General features: G+C 46.4%; 14 protein-coding genes. 4 read left to right on the forward strand and 10 right to left on the reverse strand.

Annotated features, from left to right (window positions below; all coding sequences use genetic code 11):
- Positions 1-2: 2 nt before the first annotated feature.
- The 7 genes from E7027_03880 to E7027_03910 form a co-directional block, all read right to left on the reverse strand.
- Complete coding sequence (locus tag E7027_03880) at positions 3-1,163, reverse strand: tyrosine--tRNA ligase (protein MBE6421253.1); 1,161 nt, start codon at positions 1,161-1,163, stop codon at positions 3-5.
- Between the two features lie 99 nt (positions 1,164-1,262).
- A complete protein-coding gene (locus E7027_03885) occupies positions 1,263-1,589 on the reverse strand; it encodes a DUF805 domain-containing protein (protein ID MBE6421254.1) in 327 nt (108 codons plus the stop codon).
- A gap of 64 nt (positions 1,590-1,653) precedes the next feature.
- On the reverse strand, positions 1,654-3,624 hold the full coding sequence (priA, locus tag E7027_03890) for a primosomal protein N' (protein ID MBE6421255.1): 1,971 nt from the start codon (positions 3,622-3,624) through the stop codon (positions 1,654-1,656).
- Positions 3,625-3,631: 7 nt separating this feature from the next.
- The gene (locus E7027_03895) at positions 3,632-4,270 is read right to left on the reverse strand and encodes a uracil-DNA glycosylase (protein MBE6421256.1); all 639 of its coding nucleotides are present in this window, start codon (positions 4,268-4,270) and stop codon (positions 3,632-3,634) included.
- A gap of 293 nt (positions 4,271-4,563) precedes the next feature.
- Positions 4,564-4,860: a hypothetical protein gene (locus E7027_03900; GenBank protein ID MBE6421257.1), complete on the reverse strand. Its 297-nt coding sequence runs from the start codon at positions 4,858-4,860 to the stop codon at positions 4,564-4,566.
- A gap of 18 nt (positions 4,861-4,878) precedes the next feature.
- Complete coding sequence (locus tag E7027_03905; GenBank protein ID MBE6421258.1) at positions 4,879-5,475, reverse strand: guanylate kinase; 597 nt, start codon at positions 5,473-5,475, stop codon at positions 4,879-4,881.
- A 60-nt stretch (positions 5,476-5,535) separates the two neighbouring features.
- A complete protein-coding gene (locus E7027_03910; protein ID MBE6421259.1) occupies positions 5,536-6,864 on the reverse strand; it encodes a hypothetical protein in 1,329 nt (442 codons plus the stop codon).
- A gap of 90 nt (positions 6,865-6,954) precedes the next feature.
- On the opposite strand from E7027_03910, the gene E7027_03915 reads away from it, so the two are divergent.
- Positions 6,955-8,211 (forward strand): hypothetical protein, encoded by a 1,257-nt coding sequence (locus tag E7027_03915; GenBank protein MBE6421260.1) that lies wholly within the window; start codon positions 6,955-6,957, stop codon positions 8,209-8,211.
- Positions 8,212-8,244: 33 nt separating this feature from the next.
- Here E7027_03915 and E7027_03920 read toward each other — a convergent pair whose 3' ends face one another.
- The 3 genes from E7027_03920 to hydE all read right to left on the reverse strand — a co-directional run bounded on the left by E7027_03920 (position 8,245) and on the right by hydE (position 12,635).
- Positions 8,245-8,520, reverse strand: coding sequence for a hypothetical protein (locus E7027_03920; GenBank protein ID MBE6421261.1), 276 nt, complete (start codon positions 8,518-8,520; stop codon positions 8,245-8,247).
- Between the two features lie 63 nt (positions 8,521-8,583).
- The gene (locus E7027_03925; protein ID MBE6421262.1) at positions 8,584-11,409 is read right to left on the reverse strand and encodes a pyruvate, phosphate dikinase; all 2,826 of its coding nucleotides are present in this window, start codon (positions 11,407-11,409) and stop codon (positions 8,584-8,586) included.
- A 173-nt stretch (positions 11,410-11,582) separates the two neighbouring features.
- Positions 11,583-12,635 (reverse strand): [FeFe] hydrogenase H-cluster radical SAM maturase HydE, encoded by a 1,053-nt coding sequence (gene hydE / locus E7027_03930; protein MBE6421263.1) that lies wholly within the window; start codon positions 12,633-12,635, stop codon positions 11,583-11,585.
- Between the two features lie 496 nt (positions 12,636-13,131).
- On the opposite strand from hydE, the gene E7027_03935 reads away from it, so the two are divergent.
- The 3 genes from E7027_03935 to pnp all read left to right on the forward strand — a co-directional run bounded on the left by E7027_03935 (position 13,132) and on the right by pnp (position 16,996).
- On the forward strand, positions 13,132-14,418 hold the full coding sequence (locus E7027_03935) for a hypothetical protein (protein ID MBE6421264.1): 1,287 nt from the start codon (positions 13,132-13,134) through the stop codon (positions 14,416-14,418).
- Between the two features lie 190 nt (positions 14,419-14,608).
- A complete protein-coding gene (rpsO, locus tag E7027_03940) occupies positions 14,609-14,878 on the forward strand; it encodes a 30S ribosomal protein S15 (protein ID MBE6421265.1) in 270 nt (89 codons plus the stop codon).
- A gap of 6 nt (positions 14,879-14,884) precedes the next feature.
- On the forward strand, positions 14,885-16,996 hold the full coding sequence (gene pnp, locus E7027_03945) for a polyribonucleotide nucleotidyltransferase (protein MBE6421266.1): 2,112 nt from the start codon (positions 14,885-14,887) through the stop codon (positions 16,994-16,996).
- Positions 16,997-17,005: the final 9 nt, after the last annotated feature.

Consider the following 17,005-nt stretch of genomic DNA (forward strand, 5'->3'; position numbering starts at 1 on the left):
TGTTATTTTACCAGTTTGAAGAAATGGCGTTTCCCGGCTTGTAACACATCACCGTTTTCAAAGGTTAACGGGCCGTCTTGCGTTACCTTTTCGCCTTTTAAGCGCACAGCCCCTTGCTCGATTAGCCCGCGGGCTTTGTTTTTACTTTGGGCGGCCCCGGCGGCAAACAGAACAGCCGATAAAGTGGCCCCTTCTTCGGGTTTGAATTCGGGGATATCGGTGGGGAGTTCTTTTTTAGAAAATACTTTTTCGAAATTTGTAAGCGCGGCTTGGGCGGCTTCTTCGCCATGGAAGCGGGTTACCAACAACCCGGCCAATTTCTTTTTGGCGGCCATGGGGTGCATAGATTTAATTTCGTCCATATTTTCGCTGGTCAAAAGTTCGTAGTACATGGGCATCAGTTCGTCGGGAATAGACATGAGTTTACCGAACATATCGCCCGGTTCGTCGTTAAGACCCACATAGTTGCCATAAGATTTGGACATTTTTTTCACTCCGTCCAAGCCCACTAAAAGCGGTACGGTAATGGCCACTTGCGGTTCTTGCGCGTGGTTCTTTTGTAGTTGGCGGCCGACGAGTAAGTTGAAAATTTGGTCTGTTCCGCCCAATTCGATATCGGCCTCTAAGGCCACGGAATCTTGGCCTTGGAATAAACTGTAAAGTACTTCAAGCATGCTAATAGGGCTCCCGGCGGCCATGCGTTTTTTGAAATCGTCGCGTTCCAATACTTGCGCCACCGTTACTTTTTGTAACGTTTGCAACAATTCCTTCCCGCTGACAAACGGATCCAACCACTCGCTGTTAAAGCGAATTTCGGTTTTGGCAGGATCTAAAACCTTGAAGGCTTGTTCCGTATAGGTTTTGGCGTTTTCTAAAATTTGTTCTCGTCCTAAAACAGGGCGGGTGGAATCGCGCCCGGAAGGATCACCCACTGCGGCGGTAAAATCGCCGATGACGAGTACGGCCGTGTGGCCTAAATCTTGAAAGCGGCGTAACAGGGAAAGCGCCACGCTGTGGCCTAAGTGCAAATCGGCACTGGTCGGGTCGCACCCGAGTTTTACTTTTAATTTTTTACCGCTTTCTAATTTTTTGGTTAAATCGGCTTTGGATACAATATCTACGCAACCGCGCGTTAAAAAGGAAATTTGTTCTTCAATCGTCATTATTTTTTCTCTCTTGTAAATGGATATTTCTTATATTTTACCATATACAAAACAAAACCGCCCGGTCTGTTTTCCGGGCGGTGTTTTGCGGGTTGGCTTTCAGTATAAATCGAAACGATTAAAAGCTAAAGTGCCGGGCCAAAACCATAACACGAACAGCAGTGCCGGTACTAAATATACCAGTAATGACCACATCCCCGACAGGTTGATATCATGTAACCTCCTCACCGTGGCAGACCACAACCACGCAAAGGCGATAATTCCCACAATCGCCCCCAGTACATTAAGCGACATTTCCGGCGATAAAAAGACCGCCGGCGGTGCTACTTGCAGGAAAATAAAACTGCTCAAAGCAAGCATTACCCCGCAAGCACATGTAGTTATAAAATAGGCCATACGGCCCATGCGTCCTTGTAATGTAAACATACGCTACCCCCTGTTATCAAACAGGATAAGCGCAGAACTTTCTTTTGGAAGGGGAAAAAACAGGTTAGTAAAAATCGTAAGGGTCTGCCGTGATTTTTAAGGATACTTTTTTTGCCGGAACAAAAGTTTCCACCTCTGCTAATAATTGGGCGCGTTTTTCTTCGGTGGTTTTGAAGAGTAAATATTGTTTTTTTAAGGTATCCGTTTTTTTGGCACACCATACGGGGCCGAGTATTTCCGTTGCCCAGTTTTTGCAAGCCTGTTTTAGGCGGTGGGTTTCGGTGTTTAAGAGGTCTGTCTCTTTAGTTTTTAAAGTCACACGCAATAAATGCACAAAGGGCGGATAGGTAAAACTTTCTCGAAGCATCATTTCCGTGTCGGCACAGGCAGCATAGTCGTTAGTGAGGAGCGGTTCATAATCGTAGCCTTGCTCGTCGGCTGTTTGGATAATGAGGCGTCCGTTTTTAAGCCCGGACAAATGCCCGCGCAAACCAAATAACAGTTGTGCAAATTTTTCGGTGGTGCGAAAGTCCGGCCCGTCCAGTTCCAATTCGGCATCAACAATGGCGGCCAGGGTTACTTTGGCCCCGCGCAAAGCGGCCGAAGCCATGCGTGTGCCCACAATTATATCGGCATTTCCCGTTTTTAAGGCTTCCAACGCTTCAAACCCTTGGCCCGATTTCTTTTTTAAGGTGTCCGATTCCAAACGAAGTAACCGTGCTTGCGGAAAGAATTTGGTAATTTCGGCGGCCAGTTTTTGAGTTCCGCCACCGCGGGACTTAAAAATCAGATTTTGGCATTGGGGGCATTTCTGTTGGATAGGTTCTGCCGTGCCGCATTTCTTACAAACCAACCTTTCTCCCGTGTCTGCAGATTTTTCGTGTGTTAAAATGGCCCCGCATTTTTTACATTTGGCATAAGCCCCGCAGTTTAAGCAGTAATAAGCATTGGCATAACCTCGACGGTTCAAAATGAGAAGTACCGTTTCTTTTTTCCGTAAATTTTGTGCGAGTTCTTCAAGTAAAAAGTCCGAAAGGAAACGAGATTTCTTCCCTTTTTTAGGGGTTATCTTGATTTGGGGGGTAAAGGTATGGCCCGGTACTTGTTCTTGGAAAGGAAGGGATAAAACCCGGCCGTCCTTCACAGATTTTAGAATTTCCACACTCGGGGTAGCCGATACGAATAAAAGCGTGGCTCCGTGCATTTTGGCGCGGAAAGAAAGCAGTTCCCGTAAATGGTAATAAGGTTTGTTTTCCTCTTGTTTATAATTTTCGTCCCCTTCGTCCAGCACGGCGGCCAAGCGCAGGTTTTTGAACGGGAGAAGGGCCCCCGAACGGGTTGAAATAACCACACAGGGAACTCCGTTGGAAATAGCCGAGAAAAATTTTTTCTTTTTGGATAGGAGCATTCGACTGTGCCAACAAAAAACATTATGCGCGCCGAAGCGTTGCTCGGCTTCTTTAATAAATTGTCGGGCCGCTACAATATCGGGCACGGTAATAAGCGTTTGCCCGTAACCGGCCAAAACTTCTCCGGCCAGGCGAAGTACTGTTTCGGTTTTACCCGTGTAAGCGGGCCCGCTTAAAAGAACAGGGTGATACTCATAAGCGGCAAAAGCATGCATGGTGTCCAACGCTTTTTGTTGCGAGGGAGTTAACTGAAAAGAGGGCGTTTTTACCTCAATGCTAATGGCGGCGGGGGGAGTATCCAACTTAAAATAAGGTTGGGGGGGAACTAATGCAAAAAGAATCTGCCCGATAGGGCAACCCCAGTTGCTTTTCATAAACTTGGCCAATGGGAATAAGTCGGAACCGAAAATAGGGCGGGTATCCACCACGGAAGTGATTTCTTTTAAGGATATGCCTTCCGGAGCGCCGGAAACCTCGGTTACTTGCGTAACCATACCCCCCGTTAAAACATGGCCGAAAGGAGCCGTTACACGCACGCCGGGACGGACTTTGTCTTCCAATTCCGCGGGAATTGCGTAGTCAAAATCTCTGTCCAAGGGAACATCAAAGGCTACTTTACAAAACATAAGGGAGTTATTTGGCGGCGCCTTTCAGGCCCAATTCGGCCATAACCATTTGCAGGTCGGCCCAGGCATCTTTTTTCCAACCGGGGTTACGCAAAAGGGCAGCCGGGTGGAAAGTGGCCAAGATTTTTACCGGACGGGGAAGGGTGACGGTGTCTAAACTTAAATCGTAAAATTTACCGCGCAACGCCCCGAGCGACTTGGCATCGGCAATAAGTGCTTTGGCAGATACTCCGCCCAAAGCCACAATATATTTGGGGCAGATAATAGAAATTTGTTGTTCCAGGTATTTGCGGCAACAGGCAATTTCGGTAGCGTTCGGGGCCCGGTCATTGCCGTGTTTTTCGGGGTGCAAGGGGTCGGTCATGGGGTGGCATTTGGCAATATTGGCAATAAATACATCTTCGCGTTTAAGCCCCATGGCGGCAATCATTTTGTCCAGCAGTTGCCCGGCACGGCCCACAAACGGGCGGCCTTGGCGGTCTTCATCAAAACCGGGGCCTTCTCCCACAAACATTAAATCGGCGTCCACATTTCCTTCTCCCGGCACGGCGTGAATACGGGTAGCCCCCAGCGGGCAACGGGAACAATTACGAATTGTTTGGGACAATTCTTCCAAGGCGGCTGTTTTTTGGGCGGTGTTCATCATAGGGGCAAACTCCTGATTGGGGGTAGTGGGTACGGCTTCGGGGGTCTTAGCCGGTATGGAGGCTTTTTCGGCACGCTGGCGTGCGCGCGAAAATTCCACCGTTAAGGTTTCGCCTTCCGCCATGCGCGTAAGAGCGGCGGAAACAGGGGCCTTAGCAGGCTGGGCACTTTCCGGGCGTGAAACATCGGCGGCCGCAATGTGTGCAGCCGCCGGTGTAATAAATTCGTCTTCGTCCTGGGAGGCCAAAAAATGTTTTAATTCTTGTGCCAACCGGCCCAGCGAATCTTGTGCCATTATAATCTCATGGGTTCTTTGGCTTTGCGTTCCGCTTCTTTGCGGGCTTCTTCTTGGGCGCGCAATTCGGCTTCCAAGTTTTCCTTGCTGATGCGGAGTACTTCGTCTTTAGAAACGCGGCCGGAAAGAATGTCGTCCAAGGCTACTTTGATGACCACGGCATGGGGTTGGTTTTTGTATTCTTGTTTTTTCTTGAGTTCTTTGGCCCAAGTAGAAGCCAACACCACGATGTCGTAGCGGTCTCCGTCGTAGTTCATCAGTTTAGCATCAAATTCTTTGTCGTTCTTTACGGACATATTCACTCCCTCTGTTTTTTACTTCAGATTTTTAATCTTCTTCAAATCTTGTCTATTTACGCGGCACTGTTCGGCGGCTACAATGCCGGCCATATCGTCCACGGCTTTTTTTAAGTCATCGTTAAGCAAGGCATAGTTGTAATGTTCCAACTCTTGCATTTCCTTTTTGGCCGTTTCCAAGCGGATTTCTATATCTTGGGTGTTATCATTGCGGCCCAAAATGCGTTTTTTAAGTTCTTTCAAACTGGGCGGCACGATAAACACGGTGGCGGCTTCGGGATATTGTTGCTTAACGGTACGGGCACCTTGCACATCAATAACCAAAATGGGGCAAATCCCTTTTTTCATCAAATCATCAACAGATTTTTTGGGGATTCCGTAATAATGAGTATGCACTTGGGCCCATTCCAACATTTGGCCTTTTTTAATGGCCTGTTCGAACTGTTTAATCGTCCAAAACAGGTAATCCACCCCATCTTTTTCGCCTTTTCTCGGCGAACGAGTGGTGGCGGTAATGACACGCGAAACGGTTTTGTTACGCTTCAGTACCGCATCTACGATAGTCGTTTTTCCCGCCCCGGAAGGCGAAGATACAATAATGGGAAAGGCTTTCATTGTTATATTTTAGTAAATTATTGGCGGGCTAGCAAATACAACTTCCGCCTTTGGGTTATATTAAATATACCCTGGCGGAACGGCGGCACGCGTTTGCGGGCCGGCCAATTCGTCTAATAATTTGATAATACCGGGTACTACGCGTTGGCAATCAAAATCTTCTTCGTAGTATTGATGAATTACCTTTTTATAAAAATCGACTTGCTGTTCATTTTTGTTAAACTCAAAAGACAATCTTTCCTGGGACAGGGCACTTAAATCTTCTTCCGGGAAAAAACCGAACAAAATCTTGTTCCCTTGTTTATACAAGAACGAGATATGCGGGTCTTTTGAAATCGTGTTCAGTTCTTTTTTTATGGTATCATCGTCGGCATTAAAAACAGATTTATTTTGCTTAAAATAAGATTTATAGAATTTGCGCGTTTTAATATAAGAAGCAACCCCGAAAGAACCAAAAGCCCCATTTTCAACGGATGCAAGTTTTTTTTCCCAAATTTCTTTTCCAAAAAATTTGCTTAAGAAATCTTGATGTGCAAACGCGTCTAATAGGCGGTTTTCGCCGGGTAAGGCGGGCAACTGTTTTCCTTCCAAATAATAGCAAAGAGATTTTTCCTCGGGGAAACTTCCGCTTTCAAAAATTTCCATGCCGTATAGCGGGGTGACAATGCAGGAAGTGTATTCTTCCATAAGATGCGTTATGGGGACACCTCTTTCGTACGATACGCGAAAGTCCCTCACGCCTGCAAAAAAGTAGTTTTTCGGTTTAATGGGTAATGCCCATAAATTTTGTGCTTTGCAGGTGGCTGCTTCGGGCAGGGAAGAGTGTTTATCCCACTTTCGTAAATCGGTGGAAAAAAGGTGGACGGCTTCGTGCAGGGCAATGTTAAAGAAGGCGACGGAATCCAAATGATTAAACCCACCCAAGGTAATGGTGTTTTTAGCGGGAGTCGCATAACATTTAGTTTCTTTGCACAGGGCAAAGGTATAGCGATTTAATACTTGCCCGTTTAACCCGTAACGACTAAATGCATAGTGAGCCCCCAAATATCCCCAAAAAATTTTTTGGTCATCTTTTTCGGGGCTGGAGTGTAACTCGGTAAGAGGGATTCTTTTATCGGTTAAACGAACCGTTTTGTACTTTAAGATTTTTTCGTTTTCCTTCAACCATTTGAGAAAATCGTCCACGCGGTACCAGCCTGTTTGGCGGTTTTCATCTTCGAAGGAGGTGCGCCCGTAATAGTCTTGTATATCTTTGAGTACAGGCTCAAAAAGAGCGTGTTGGGCTTGAAAAACAGCGGATTCCAAATGAATCTCGTGCGCGCTTGTGTTGCAAAAAGCCGCCAAGATAAAAAAGGAAAGGAAAAGTACAATTGTTTTGTACGGTTGCATACTGAAAGTATAGGAAATCAAGTTCTTATTTTCAAGGAACGCGAACGAAGATGTCTTGATTATTCACTCAAAAATACTAAAATAAGTAATATGAAGAAAATTTTTCTATTTATTTTATGGGCCGTTTTACCGGCTTATTTGTGGGCCGCCGGCGATTTCCCTTCCTTGGAAAACCAAATTAAAAAATCTTTACAAGAGAAGCGGATATCGTCTTTTTTGTCCTTGGTTATTGAGGTGGAAGAACCCACCGAATATCAACGGGAGGAAATGATTAAGCTGGAAAATAAACTCTACCGTTTAGCCAGCGAACAAGAATTTAAGGACTTTGCCCAACTGGCTAAATTTTTAGATGATTTAATGCCCGAAGCCGAGAATGATACTATCTTCATTAAAGATGCTTTCCCTGTGCAAGAAGGGGAAGAACCGAAAGGAGATTTAGATTGCGACGGCAGAACCTTCTATGCACTGGGGGTGTTGGAGCGCTTGGGAAACCCTTTTAAGGTGTATGCCGTGTCGCAAATTGACCACATGTTACTTACTGACGGGAACTTGTTTTATGATTTGTTATACAAAGAGTTTGGCCGTAAACCGATGAAAAACGAGTGGTCATTTTCGTTCCCTTTCATCACCAAACAGGAACTGTACGGGCATCTGCTTGCCAACAAGGCCATCTATTTTTGGAAAGGCGGGGGAAAAATGTTTTATGATGAACAACTCCCTTTCATCGAAAAGGGATTTCCCCTTGCGGAAAAAGCCTACGAGAAAAACCCGAAAAATGTATCGCTTTTGCTTAACTGGTACAAAATGTTAAACGAAAATAAAGATGACTTTTCCTTTCCTCAAATTTTGGAAGCTTTAGGCCTTTTGCTTGGCCGTGCGGAAACGGAAGGATTAACCTATAAACCTGTCTATGTGCCACAAGGGTTTTACATGGACGGGAACGACCGGGGAAAAATTATAAAAGAAAAGATAAAAGAAACCCTTACCCTCAACAAATGGATCGCCTACACCTTGCAACGCGTCGGAAATTTGTACGGTCTTGATGCTGAGAAGTTTATTTTGGAACTTTATATGGAAGCCACCCCGGATATTTACGGACAAAATCAACGGACCTATGCGTGTGTTCTTCATGCTTTGGGGCATTCGCATGAAGAGGTATTAGCGCACCGGAAGCAAGCTGATGAAAAATTCTATAAGTATATGGAAACTCTTGATCAAGAAGAGACTCCGGTAGAAGAGTTATTTTCGCTTAATATAATTTATAAATATCAAGTGAAAGTGACGGAACAGGAATTTTTAAGTTATTGTGAAAGGACTTTCCGCCCCCGTGAAAAGAGCTTTAACTAAAATAAAAAACCCCGGTAAATTTACCGGGGTTTTCTATTGTTTTTGAATAAACTTTTCCAGTAATTTTTTATTCTCGTCCCAATTGCTTTTTGTGCATTTTGTCCATATCCGGGCAATCAAATAGATCGCTCCTATTATTACCCCTGACAAAAGGGTTATAAATATCTCTTTCGCCAACGGGAGTTGGGTTATGGCCGTACGAGCAAAGCGGTTCCAAAGGTGCCCGAAACCTACAATACACCCGACGAAAAAAACCCCGGCTATGGCTCCCCAAAAAAACAACAAACAGAGGTCTTTTAATTTTTTCATACTGTATATACTAACAAAAAACCCGCTCCGTTAAAAGAGCGGGTTTTTTAGGTTTAGAACCGATTATTTGCGTTTGGCAGCCAACACATCTTTGGCGGCGGCTTGCGCAGCAGCCAAGCGGGCTATCGGCACGCGGAAGGCAGAGCAGGACACATAGGTAAACCCTTCGCGGTGGCAGAATTCCACGCTTTCGGGGTCACCGCCGTGTTCACCGCAGATGCCTACTTTCAGGTTGGGTTTCTGGTCACGGCCTTCGGTTACGGCGTGCTGAATAAGCATGCCTACACCGCGTTGATCCAAGGTTTGGAACGGATCCGCTTCCAAAATACCTTGTTTGAGGTATTCGGGGAGGAAGGAGCCGATATCGTCGCGGGAGAAACCAAATGTCATTTGCGTAAGGTCGTTGGTGCCGAAGGAGAAAAAGTCCGCTTCCGCAGCCACTTCGTAAGCGAGGACGGCCGCACGCGGAATTTCAATCATGGTACCCACAGAGTAGTTGAGTTTTTTAACTTTCGTTTTGGCTACTACGGCTTCGTAGGCGGCGCGGATGAGTTTTTTCTGGGTGATAATTTCGTTTACATCGCAGGTAAGCGGAATCATCACTTCCGGAATCGCTTTTACGCCTTCTTTAATAAGTTCGGCAGCCGCTTCGAAAATAGCGCGGGATTGCATGGAAGTAATTTCCGGATAGGTAACACCCAAGCGGATACCGCGGTGACCCATCATGGGGTTTACTTCGTGCAAGCCGGCGGCGCGTTCCTTAAATACAGCCATGGAAATACCAAGGGCTTTGGCCAATTCTTGTTGTTTTTCGGGCAAGGTGGGCACAAATTCGTGGAGCGGCGGATCCATCAAGCGGACGGTTACGCCGTATCCTGCCATGGCTTTCATCGTGGCTTTGATTTCTTTCTTCATGTGGGGGAAGAGTTCTTCCACCGCGGCTTTGCGTTCTTCTTCGCTGCCGGAAAGAATCATTTTGCGCAAGATGAAGAGCGGTTTTTCGGAATTTTTACCGTAGAACATATGTTCAATGCGGAACAGACCGATACCTTCAGCCCCGAATTTGCGGGCTTTCACGGCATCATCTTCCGTATCGGCATTGGCACGAACTTTCAGTTGGCGTACTTTATCGCACAAACCGAGGAAAGCGGTAAGGTTTTTGTTTCCTTCACCGGCACCTAACATTTTAAGCGCACCGGCATAAACATAACCTTTTGTACCGTTCAAGGTAAGTTCGTCGCCTTCTTTATAGGTTTTGCCACCCATTTTAACGGTTTTGGCGTTCAAATTGATTTCCAATTCGCCGCAACCCACAATACAGCATTTACCCCAGCCGCGGGCAACCAAGGCCGCGTGAGAAGTCATACCACCGCGTTGGGTCAAAATACCCGCCGCAGCACGCATACCTTCAATATCTTCGGGGTTGGTTTCTTCGCGTACTAAAATAACGCTTTGGCCTTTTTCTTGAAGTTTAATAGCATCGGTGGAGTTGAAAACGATTTTACCAGCCGCACCGCCGGGGCCCGCAGGCAAGCCTTTGGCAACCGGGGTTACACCGGCTTCGGCTTTGGGGTCGATGGCCGGAAGCAACAGTTCGCCCAACTGGGCAGGCGTAACGCGCAAGACGGCTTCTTCTTTGGTAATCAAGCGTTCTTTTACCATGTCCAAGGCCATTTGCACGGCAGCGGTACCGTTGCGTTTCCCTACGCGGCATTGGAGCATCCAAAGTTTTTGGTTTTCAATGGTGAACTCAATATCCAACATATCATGGAAGTGTTTTTCCAATTTCTTTTGGATAGCGTCCAACTCTTTATATACCTTGGGCATTACTTTTTCCAAGGTCGGTAAGTGTTTGGAGTGGGCGTTCGTAGACCATTTGTTCATGGGGGAGGGAGTGCGGATACCGGCTACTACGTCTTCCCCTTGGGCGTTGATTAAATATTCGCCGTAGAAATGGCTGTCGCCGTTGCCTGGGTTGCGGGTAAAGGCTACGCCGGTAGCACTGTCCGTACCCATGTTGCCGAATACCATGGTTTGCACGTTAACGGCTGTACCCCAATCGTGCGGGATATTTTCAATGTTGCGGTAGGCAATGGCGCGTTTCCCGTTCCAGGAAGCAAATACCGCCCCGATAGCACCCCAAAGTTGTTCCATCGGATTGTCCGGGAAGTCTTTTTTAAGAACTTTTTTAACGGTTTTCTTAAATTCTACGCACAATTTTTTAAGTTCTTCGGCAGGAATTTTGGTATCGTCGGATACGCCCAATTTGGCTTTTACATCACCGAGCATACCATCTAAAATTTTGCGGATACCTTCGCCGTCTTTGGGTTCAATGCCGGCGGCTTTTTCCATTACTACATCGGAATACATCATAATCAAGCGGCGGTAGGCATCATATACAAAGCGTTCATCACCGGTTTTGGCAATCATACCGGGGATTGTTTTTTCGGTTAAACCGATGTTCAAAATGGTTTCCATCATGCCGGGCATGGAAGCACGGGCACCGGAGCGAACGGATACCAAAAGCGGATTTTTATCGGAACCAAATACTTTTTTGGTTTCTTTTTCCACTTTTTTCAAGTTTGCTTCTACATCGGCTTTTAAGGTTTTGGGATAGGTGCGTTTGTTGTTCCAGTAGTAGGTGCACACTTCGGTAGTAATCGTGAAACCGGGAGGAACGGGCAATTTTAACTGGCCGGACATTTCAGCCAAGTTGGCCCCTTTTCCACCTAAAATTTCTTTCATTTTACCATTACCTTCGGCTTTACCGGCACCGAAGTAATAGACATTTTTCGTAACTTTTTTGAGAACGGCTTTCTTAACGGCTGCTTTTTTTACAGTCTTTTTCGCGGCCGGTTTAGCCGCTTTTTTGACGGTCTTTTTTACCATATCAGGTCGTTTCTCCCATATAAAATATCAACAGGCGGGTTATGCCCGCGTAAGTCAACTATATTGTAATACATTTCTGCTAGAAAATAAAATTTTTTTTATGAGGAATCGAAAGAAAGGATAAAAAAAGGGGGAAAGTCATTTCCCCTGAATATATTATATATAGGTAAAAGCTAATTAGTTTTCTGGCTTAAATACTCCCCACGAAAACCATACGCATGGGAAACTTCCCTTCCCAAAGAACGAATTAAGTTTTCTGCCGAGCGGGTGGTATCGTCCGGGGATAGGGTGGTGGCGGTTTTGCCGGGGTAGAGATCGTAACGGGCGCGGTAGCAGGTTTCCGTTAAGTTGGGCATAATTACATTGGCTCCGCACCCAAGCGCGAGGGCTCTGCCTTGCGGGTGTAAAGTTTCCATGGCTGTGGTAGCCGGGATATTGATATCCGGCAGTAATAGGCGCATCAGGGCCATCATTTTTAAGGAAAGTTCAAAATGACCGTTAGAGGTTTCTTCGGCCAAAGGTGTGTGCGGGTGAGGAATAAACGGGCCGATGCCTGCCATGTCCACCGGTAAATTTTTGAAGAAGAGTAAATCTTCCGCTAAACTTTCCGTTGTTTGCCCCGGAAGGCCTACCAAGGAACCGGAGCCGACTTCATAGCCTAATTCTTTTAGCATATGCAGGCAATTCAGGCGGTTTTCCCAACTCATGCCCGGATCCATTTTTTCGTAGAGGGTTTTGTCGGTCGTTTCAATGCGTAGCAAGTATCTGTCGGCACCGGCTTGGCGGTATGCCTTATACTCTTCGTAAGTTTTTTCGCCGATGCTTAAGGTGACTGCCATATCCAATTTTTTTATTTCGCGGATTACTTCACACAACTTATCGGTATCAAACCAACCGTCTTCTCCCGATTGCAATACCACGGTTTTATAACCGTATTGGGCGGCTCTGTGTGCGGTGTTTAAGATGTCTTGCGGGGTAAGGCGGTATCTGTCCGCCGCCAGATTGGAACGACGGATACCGCAGTAAAGGCAATCGTTTTTACAATGATTGGAAAATTCTATCAGTGCGCGCAGATATACGCCGTTTCCCACAAACTGTTGGCGTACCCGGTCGGCTTTTTCAAAAAGAGGGGTCGGGTCTTGTAGTGATAATAAATCTACCAATTCTTGTTTTGAAAAAGTTTTTTGTGTTAATAATTTTTCCAATCTTTCGCGCGCGTTCGTCATACACACAGTATAGCAAATTGAAAAATGGGTCAAAAGACCCAAAAATCGGTAGGACGGGCCCAACTTTGCAAAGGGGCCCAAATTCCGGTGTATTTTAGGACTAATGACCCTGTTTTTTCCTCTCATAAAACGATAAATTAAATGTATAAGAAGGAAAATTTTAATCGGGAGGTGCTGTTATGAACGTAACCATGAACGAAACTTTAACCACGCAGTTAATTAAAAAACAGCGCCTGGATCGCGAATTTTCGTGGATCAGCCGCGAGTTTGACGATTATCACACCCTGAGCGATTTGGAACTTGATAATGTAGAACGCTATGTGGCTCTGCATTTAGGATATAGTTTCTAAAAAGTGTTTCTCTAAACCTCCTACAAGAAAACACCCTGCGCCCGCCCTTATCTCCGGCGGGCGTCTTACTATAGTCCCATTGGGTAGGGGAAAAATAGGGCTTTTGTCCCTTGCGGAAAAAACAGGCTAATTTCTAAAATATATATATGAATAAAAACAAAATTTATATATCCTTGTTACTGATTTGTTTGGGAACTCAAACGATTTTTGCAAATTCCCTCAAAAAATATTATTCCGTTGTAAAAGCCATGGGCAGTACGCCGCATAAATTACTGGGGACGGGAGTGATAGATGCCTCTTGTAATACTTTGCCCAGTGTCGCGGCTTTGAACCGGGTGCTTCAACAAAAAGCCCTTACAGCCGTTCCGCTTAATTTTAATGCGGCGGCTTTCCCTTTGGAATTTATTGCTTCCCCTCGCAACGGTGTGGAAACTTTACGCAATTTGGCTCCTGCGTGGAAGACGCGCATGCGCCCGCTTTTTACGGAAGAACAACTGGAACTGGTAACCTTGGCTTTGGGTAATACCGATAAACTCCTTTTTAGAGAAGATGCTTCCTCTCTTACCCTTGTAAACCACGAGTGGGATTACGCTTCGCATTTTGCCCGGGAATTAGTCACGCTGGCCGAAGAAAAAGGGATTCTTTTTTCCAATAAACAGTACAAGTACTTGCTGGGGGGGAGAGGCGCCCCCGAAAACGGTTTGTGGATGGCGCTGCACCTAATGAGTTTGGAAGGCTGGCTTCTCCATAGCAATTATACCTTTCCGCGGCAAACCTATTGGAAGGACGGAAAACAAGTCCCGGCGGCAGAATTATCGGAAGAAGAGTTAACACAGCGCCTTTTGGCTAAAAGAGTGGATTTTTTGATTCGTACCGGAAACCCTGCCAATCCTATCATATCCCGCCTGATCTATTTAAGGGAAAGTACCCGCGTAAATGCGTTGGTGCGTACACCGAAAGAGTGGTTGGAGGAACTGGAAAAATGGCTGGAAAACCATGAGGGTGCTTTTCCTAAAGGCAGCTTTTTGAAGGACGGGGTTATTATTCCGCACGAAGAACTGACGCCAGCCCAATTGGAGGAAGTCCGCTTGGCCAGCGGTATCGACCGCACCCTTTCTATGGGAGACCCGGCCGATCCCGTGATTATTCGCATAAAAGAACTTCGCGATAGCGGCCGCGTGTACAGTAAGCGCCGTACTCCGCAAGAGTGGCTTGTTCTTTTAGAAGAATTTGTGTCGCGCACCGGACGCTTGCCGCGCGGGAGTTTCTCGGTCAACGGGAAGAACTTAAAGGCGGCTGAACTTTCGCCTGCACAATTAGATGAGCGGAATTTGAGCAGTGCCTTGCGCCATTACATCTCTAAAGGCGACCCGCAAGACCCTACCATTGCCCGTATGATTGAGATTCGCGACACTTACTCCACCCGCAAGTAATTTGCTATAATAAAAAAAGATAAAACGCCTCTATGGAAAAGGATACCCATAGAGGCTTATTTTTTGCTATAATTATTATGTACTTTAGTAAGTATAAAAATTAAACATAGGAGAAGGTTGGACTCCGGCTCGGTACTCCTTCGGATAAAGAGTGCTTGGTCAGCAGTTTTCAACCTAAGTGTACAATAAAATGGTACTTTCCATTCAAGACAGAAAAGACATCATCAGCAAGTTCCAATCCAGCGCCAACGACACCGGCTCCGCCGCTGTTCAAATCGCTCTTATCACGGAACGCATTCAATATATTTCCAACCACCTCAAAGCCAACCCGAAAGATTTTGCCGGCGAAAGAGGCTTGAACAAATTGGTCGGTCAACGCAAACGCTTGCTTGCTTACTTGAAAAGAACCGACTTTGAAAAATATCAAAAAGTAACTCAAGAACTCAAATTAAGGAAATAATCCCTAATGCAAAATTTCAACCACAAATTTGACATCCAAAATGTGGAAGTTACTGTCGGCAACGAAACGATTAAACTGGAAACCGGTTTAATTGCCAAACAAGCCGACGGTGCGGTTGTGGCCACCATGGGTGAAACCATGGTTATGGCGGCTGCCGTTTCCACTAAAGAGCAAAAACCGGGTATTTCCGATTTTATGCCCCTTACGGTCAATTACAAAGAAAGAACCTACGCCGCGGGTAAAATCCCCGGCGGTTTTTTCAAACGCGAAGGAAGACCGAGCAAAAAAGAAACCCTGTCTTCCCGCATTATTGACCGCACCATCCGCCCTATCTTCCCGGAAGGCTTTGCCTGCGAAACGGGTGTAACGGCCATGGTTATCTCCAGCGACGAAAAGCACGATGCCGACATTTTGTCCGTCCTCGCTTCTTCCGCTGCGTTAGTAATTTCCAACATTCCGTTTAACGAACCCGTCGCCGCCGTGCGTATTGGCCGCAAAGACGGTGTGTATATCGTTAACCCCACCAAAGAAGAACAAGAATCTTGCGATATGGACCTCGTTATTGCCGGTTCCAAGCAAGGTCTTTTGATGGTGGAAGGCGGTGCCAAAGAAGTAGAAGAAGAAGCCATCATCAAAGCGATGGAAACCGCCAAACCGGAAATTGACAAAATGTGCGATGCGCAACTTAAATTGCGCGAACTGGCCGGTAAACCGAAATTTGAATATGTGGTCGAACGCTTACCCCAAGAAGTAACCGATTTGGCCAACGGCAAATTCCGCGAAACCGCCAAACAAATTTTGCATGCTTTTTCCGATAAGCAAACCCGCGACAACCAAGTGGCCCAACTCAAAAAATCTTTCACGGAAGAGTTGACCGCTAACTACGGCGACAATGCCGCCACCTATGCCGGTATTGCTTTGGAAAACATTATGTACGAAGAATCTCGCAACCTCGTCTTGCACGAAGGGGTGCGTGTAGACGGCCGCAAACCCACCGAAATCAGACCCTTGAGTTCCATGGTCGGCTTGTTGCCTCGCGCTCACGGTTCCGCCTTGTTTACCCGCGGTCAAACCCAATCTTTGGCTGTTGCCACCTTGGGTACCCCGGATGATAAACAAATGGTAGAAGGGTTGGATGAAACTTCCTACGAACGCTTTATGTTGCACTACAACTTCCCCGGTTTCTCTACCGGTGAATGCAAACCCGATCGCTCTCCGGGCCGTCGTGAAATCGGCCACGGGGAATTGGCCCGCCGCGCTTTAATGCCGCTTATCCCCAGCGAAGAAGTATTCCCGTACACGATTCGTGTCGTATCCGACATTATGGAATCTAACGGTTCTTCCTCTATGGCCAGCGTCTGCGGTGGTTCCTTGGCTTTGTTTGATGCCGGCGTGCCGATGAAATCGCCTTGTTCCGGTATTGCCATGGGTGCCATTTCCGGCGAAGGGAAATTTGTGGTACTTTCCGATATCATGGGCTTAGAAGACCACTTGGGCGATATGGACTTCAAACTGACCGGTTCCCGCAACGGTATTACGGCCTTCCAAATGGACGTAAAACTTAAAACCGGTATCCCGTTGGACGTCTTAACTCAAGCCATCAGACAAGCCACTGAAGGCCGCATGCACATCATGGATCACATGGAAAAAACGATTGCCGCTCCGAAAGAAAATATCTCTCGCTATGCGCCGATCATTTTCAAAATGCGTATCCCGGTGGACAAAATCGGTGCTTTGATTGGCCCCGGCGGTAAGAACATTAAACGCATTACCGAAGCCACGGAAGCCAAAATCGATATCGAAGAAGACGGTACCGTTACCATCGCGGCTGCCAACAGCGACCGCTTGGATCAAGCCAAAGCCGAGATTGAAATGATGACCGCCGAAGCGGAAGTCAACAAAATCTACAAAGGTAAAGTGGTTTCCATTCAGCCCTTCGGCGCTTTTGTGGAAATCTTGCCCGGTAAAGATGGTCTCTTACACATTTCTGAAATCGAAAAACACCGCATCAATAAAGTAGAAGATGTTCTCCACTTGGGGGATATCGTCGAAGTAAAATGCGTTGAAATCGACAACAACGGAAAAGTTCGTCTTTCCCGCAAGGCTTTGCTTAAATAGCATCTTGCA

The organism is Elusimicrobium sp. (assembly GCA_015062115.1).
In the GTDB taxonomy this organism is placed as follows: domain Bacteria; phylum Elusimicrobiota; class Elusimicrobia; order Elusimicrobiales; family Elusimicrobiaceae; genus Avelusimicrobium.

What these genes read in the sequence shown, in the direction of transcription:
- rpsO (MBE6421265.1), top strand. Translation starts at nt 14,609, where the DNA reads ATGGTACTTTCCATTCAAGACAGAAAAGACATCATCAGCAAGTTCCAA.
- E7027_03935 (MBE6421264.1), top strand. Translation starts at nt 13,132, where the DNA reads ATGAATAAAAACAAAATTTATATATCCTTGTTACTGATTTGTTTGGGA.
- E7027_03925 (MBE6421262.1), bottom strand. Translation starts at nt 11,409, where the DNA reads ATGGTAAAAAAGACCGTCAAAAAAGCGGCTAAACCGGCCGCGAAAAAG.
- priA (MBE6421255.1), bottom strand. Translation starts at nt 3,624, where the DNA reads ATGTTTTGTAAAGTAGCCTTTGATGTTCCCTTGGACAGAGATTTTGAC.
- E7027_03895 (MBE6421256.1), bottom strand. Translation starts at nt 4,270, where the DNA reads ATGATGAACACCGCCCAAAAAACAGCCGCCTTGGAAGAATTGTCCCAA.
- E7027_03910 (MBE6421259.1), bottom strand. Translation starts at nt 6,864, where the DNA reads ATGCAACCGTACAAAACAATTGTACTTTTCCTTTCCTTTTTTATCTTG.
- pnp (MBE6421266.1), top strand. Translation starts at nt 14,885, where the DNA reads ATGCAAAATTTCAACCACAAATTTGACATCCAAAATGTGGAAGTTACT.
- E7027_03920 (MBE6421261.1), bottom strand. Translation starts at nt 8,520, where the DNA reads ATGAAAAAATTAAAAGACCTCTGTTTGTTGTTTTTTTGGGGAGCCATA.
- E7027_03905 (MBE6421258.1), bottom strand. Translation starts at nt 5,475, where the DNA reads ATGAAAGCCTTTCCCATTATTGTATCTTCGCCTTCCGGGGCGGGAAAA.
- E7027_03900 (MBE6421257.1), bottom strand. Translation starts at nt 4,860, where the DNA reads ATGTCCGTAAAGAACGACAAAGAATTTGATGCTAAACTGATGAACTAC.
- E7027_03885 (MBE6421254.1), bottom strand. Translation starts at nt 1,589, where the DNA reads ATGTTTACATTACAAGGACGCATGGGCCGTATGGCCTATTTTATAACT.
- hydE (MBE6421263.1), bottom strand. Translation starts at nt 12,635, where the DNA reads ATGACGAACGCGCGCGAAAGATTGGAAAAATTATTAACACAAAAAACT.
- E7027_03915 (MBE6421260.1), top strand. Translation starts at nt 6,955, where the DNA reads ATGAAGAAAATTTTTCTATTTATTTTATGGGCCGTTTTACCGGCTTAT.
- E7027_03880 (MBE6421253.1), bottom strand. Translation starts at nt 1,163, where the DNA reads ATGACGATTGAAGAACAAATTTCCTTTTTAACGCGCGGTTGCGTAGAT.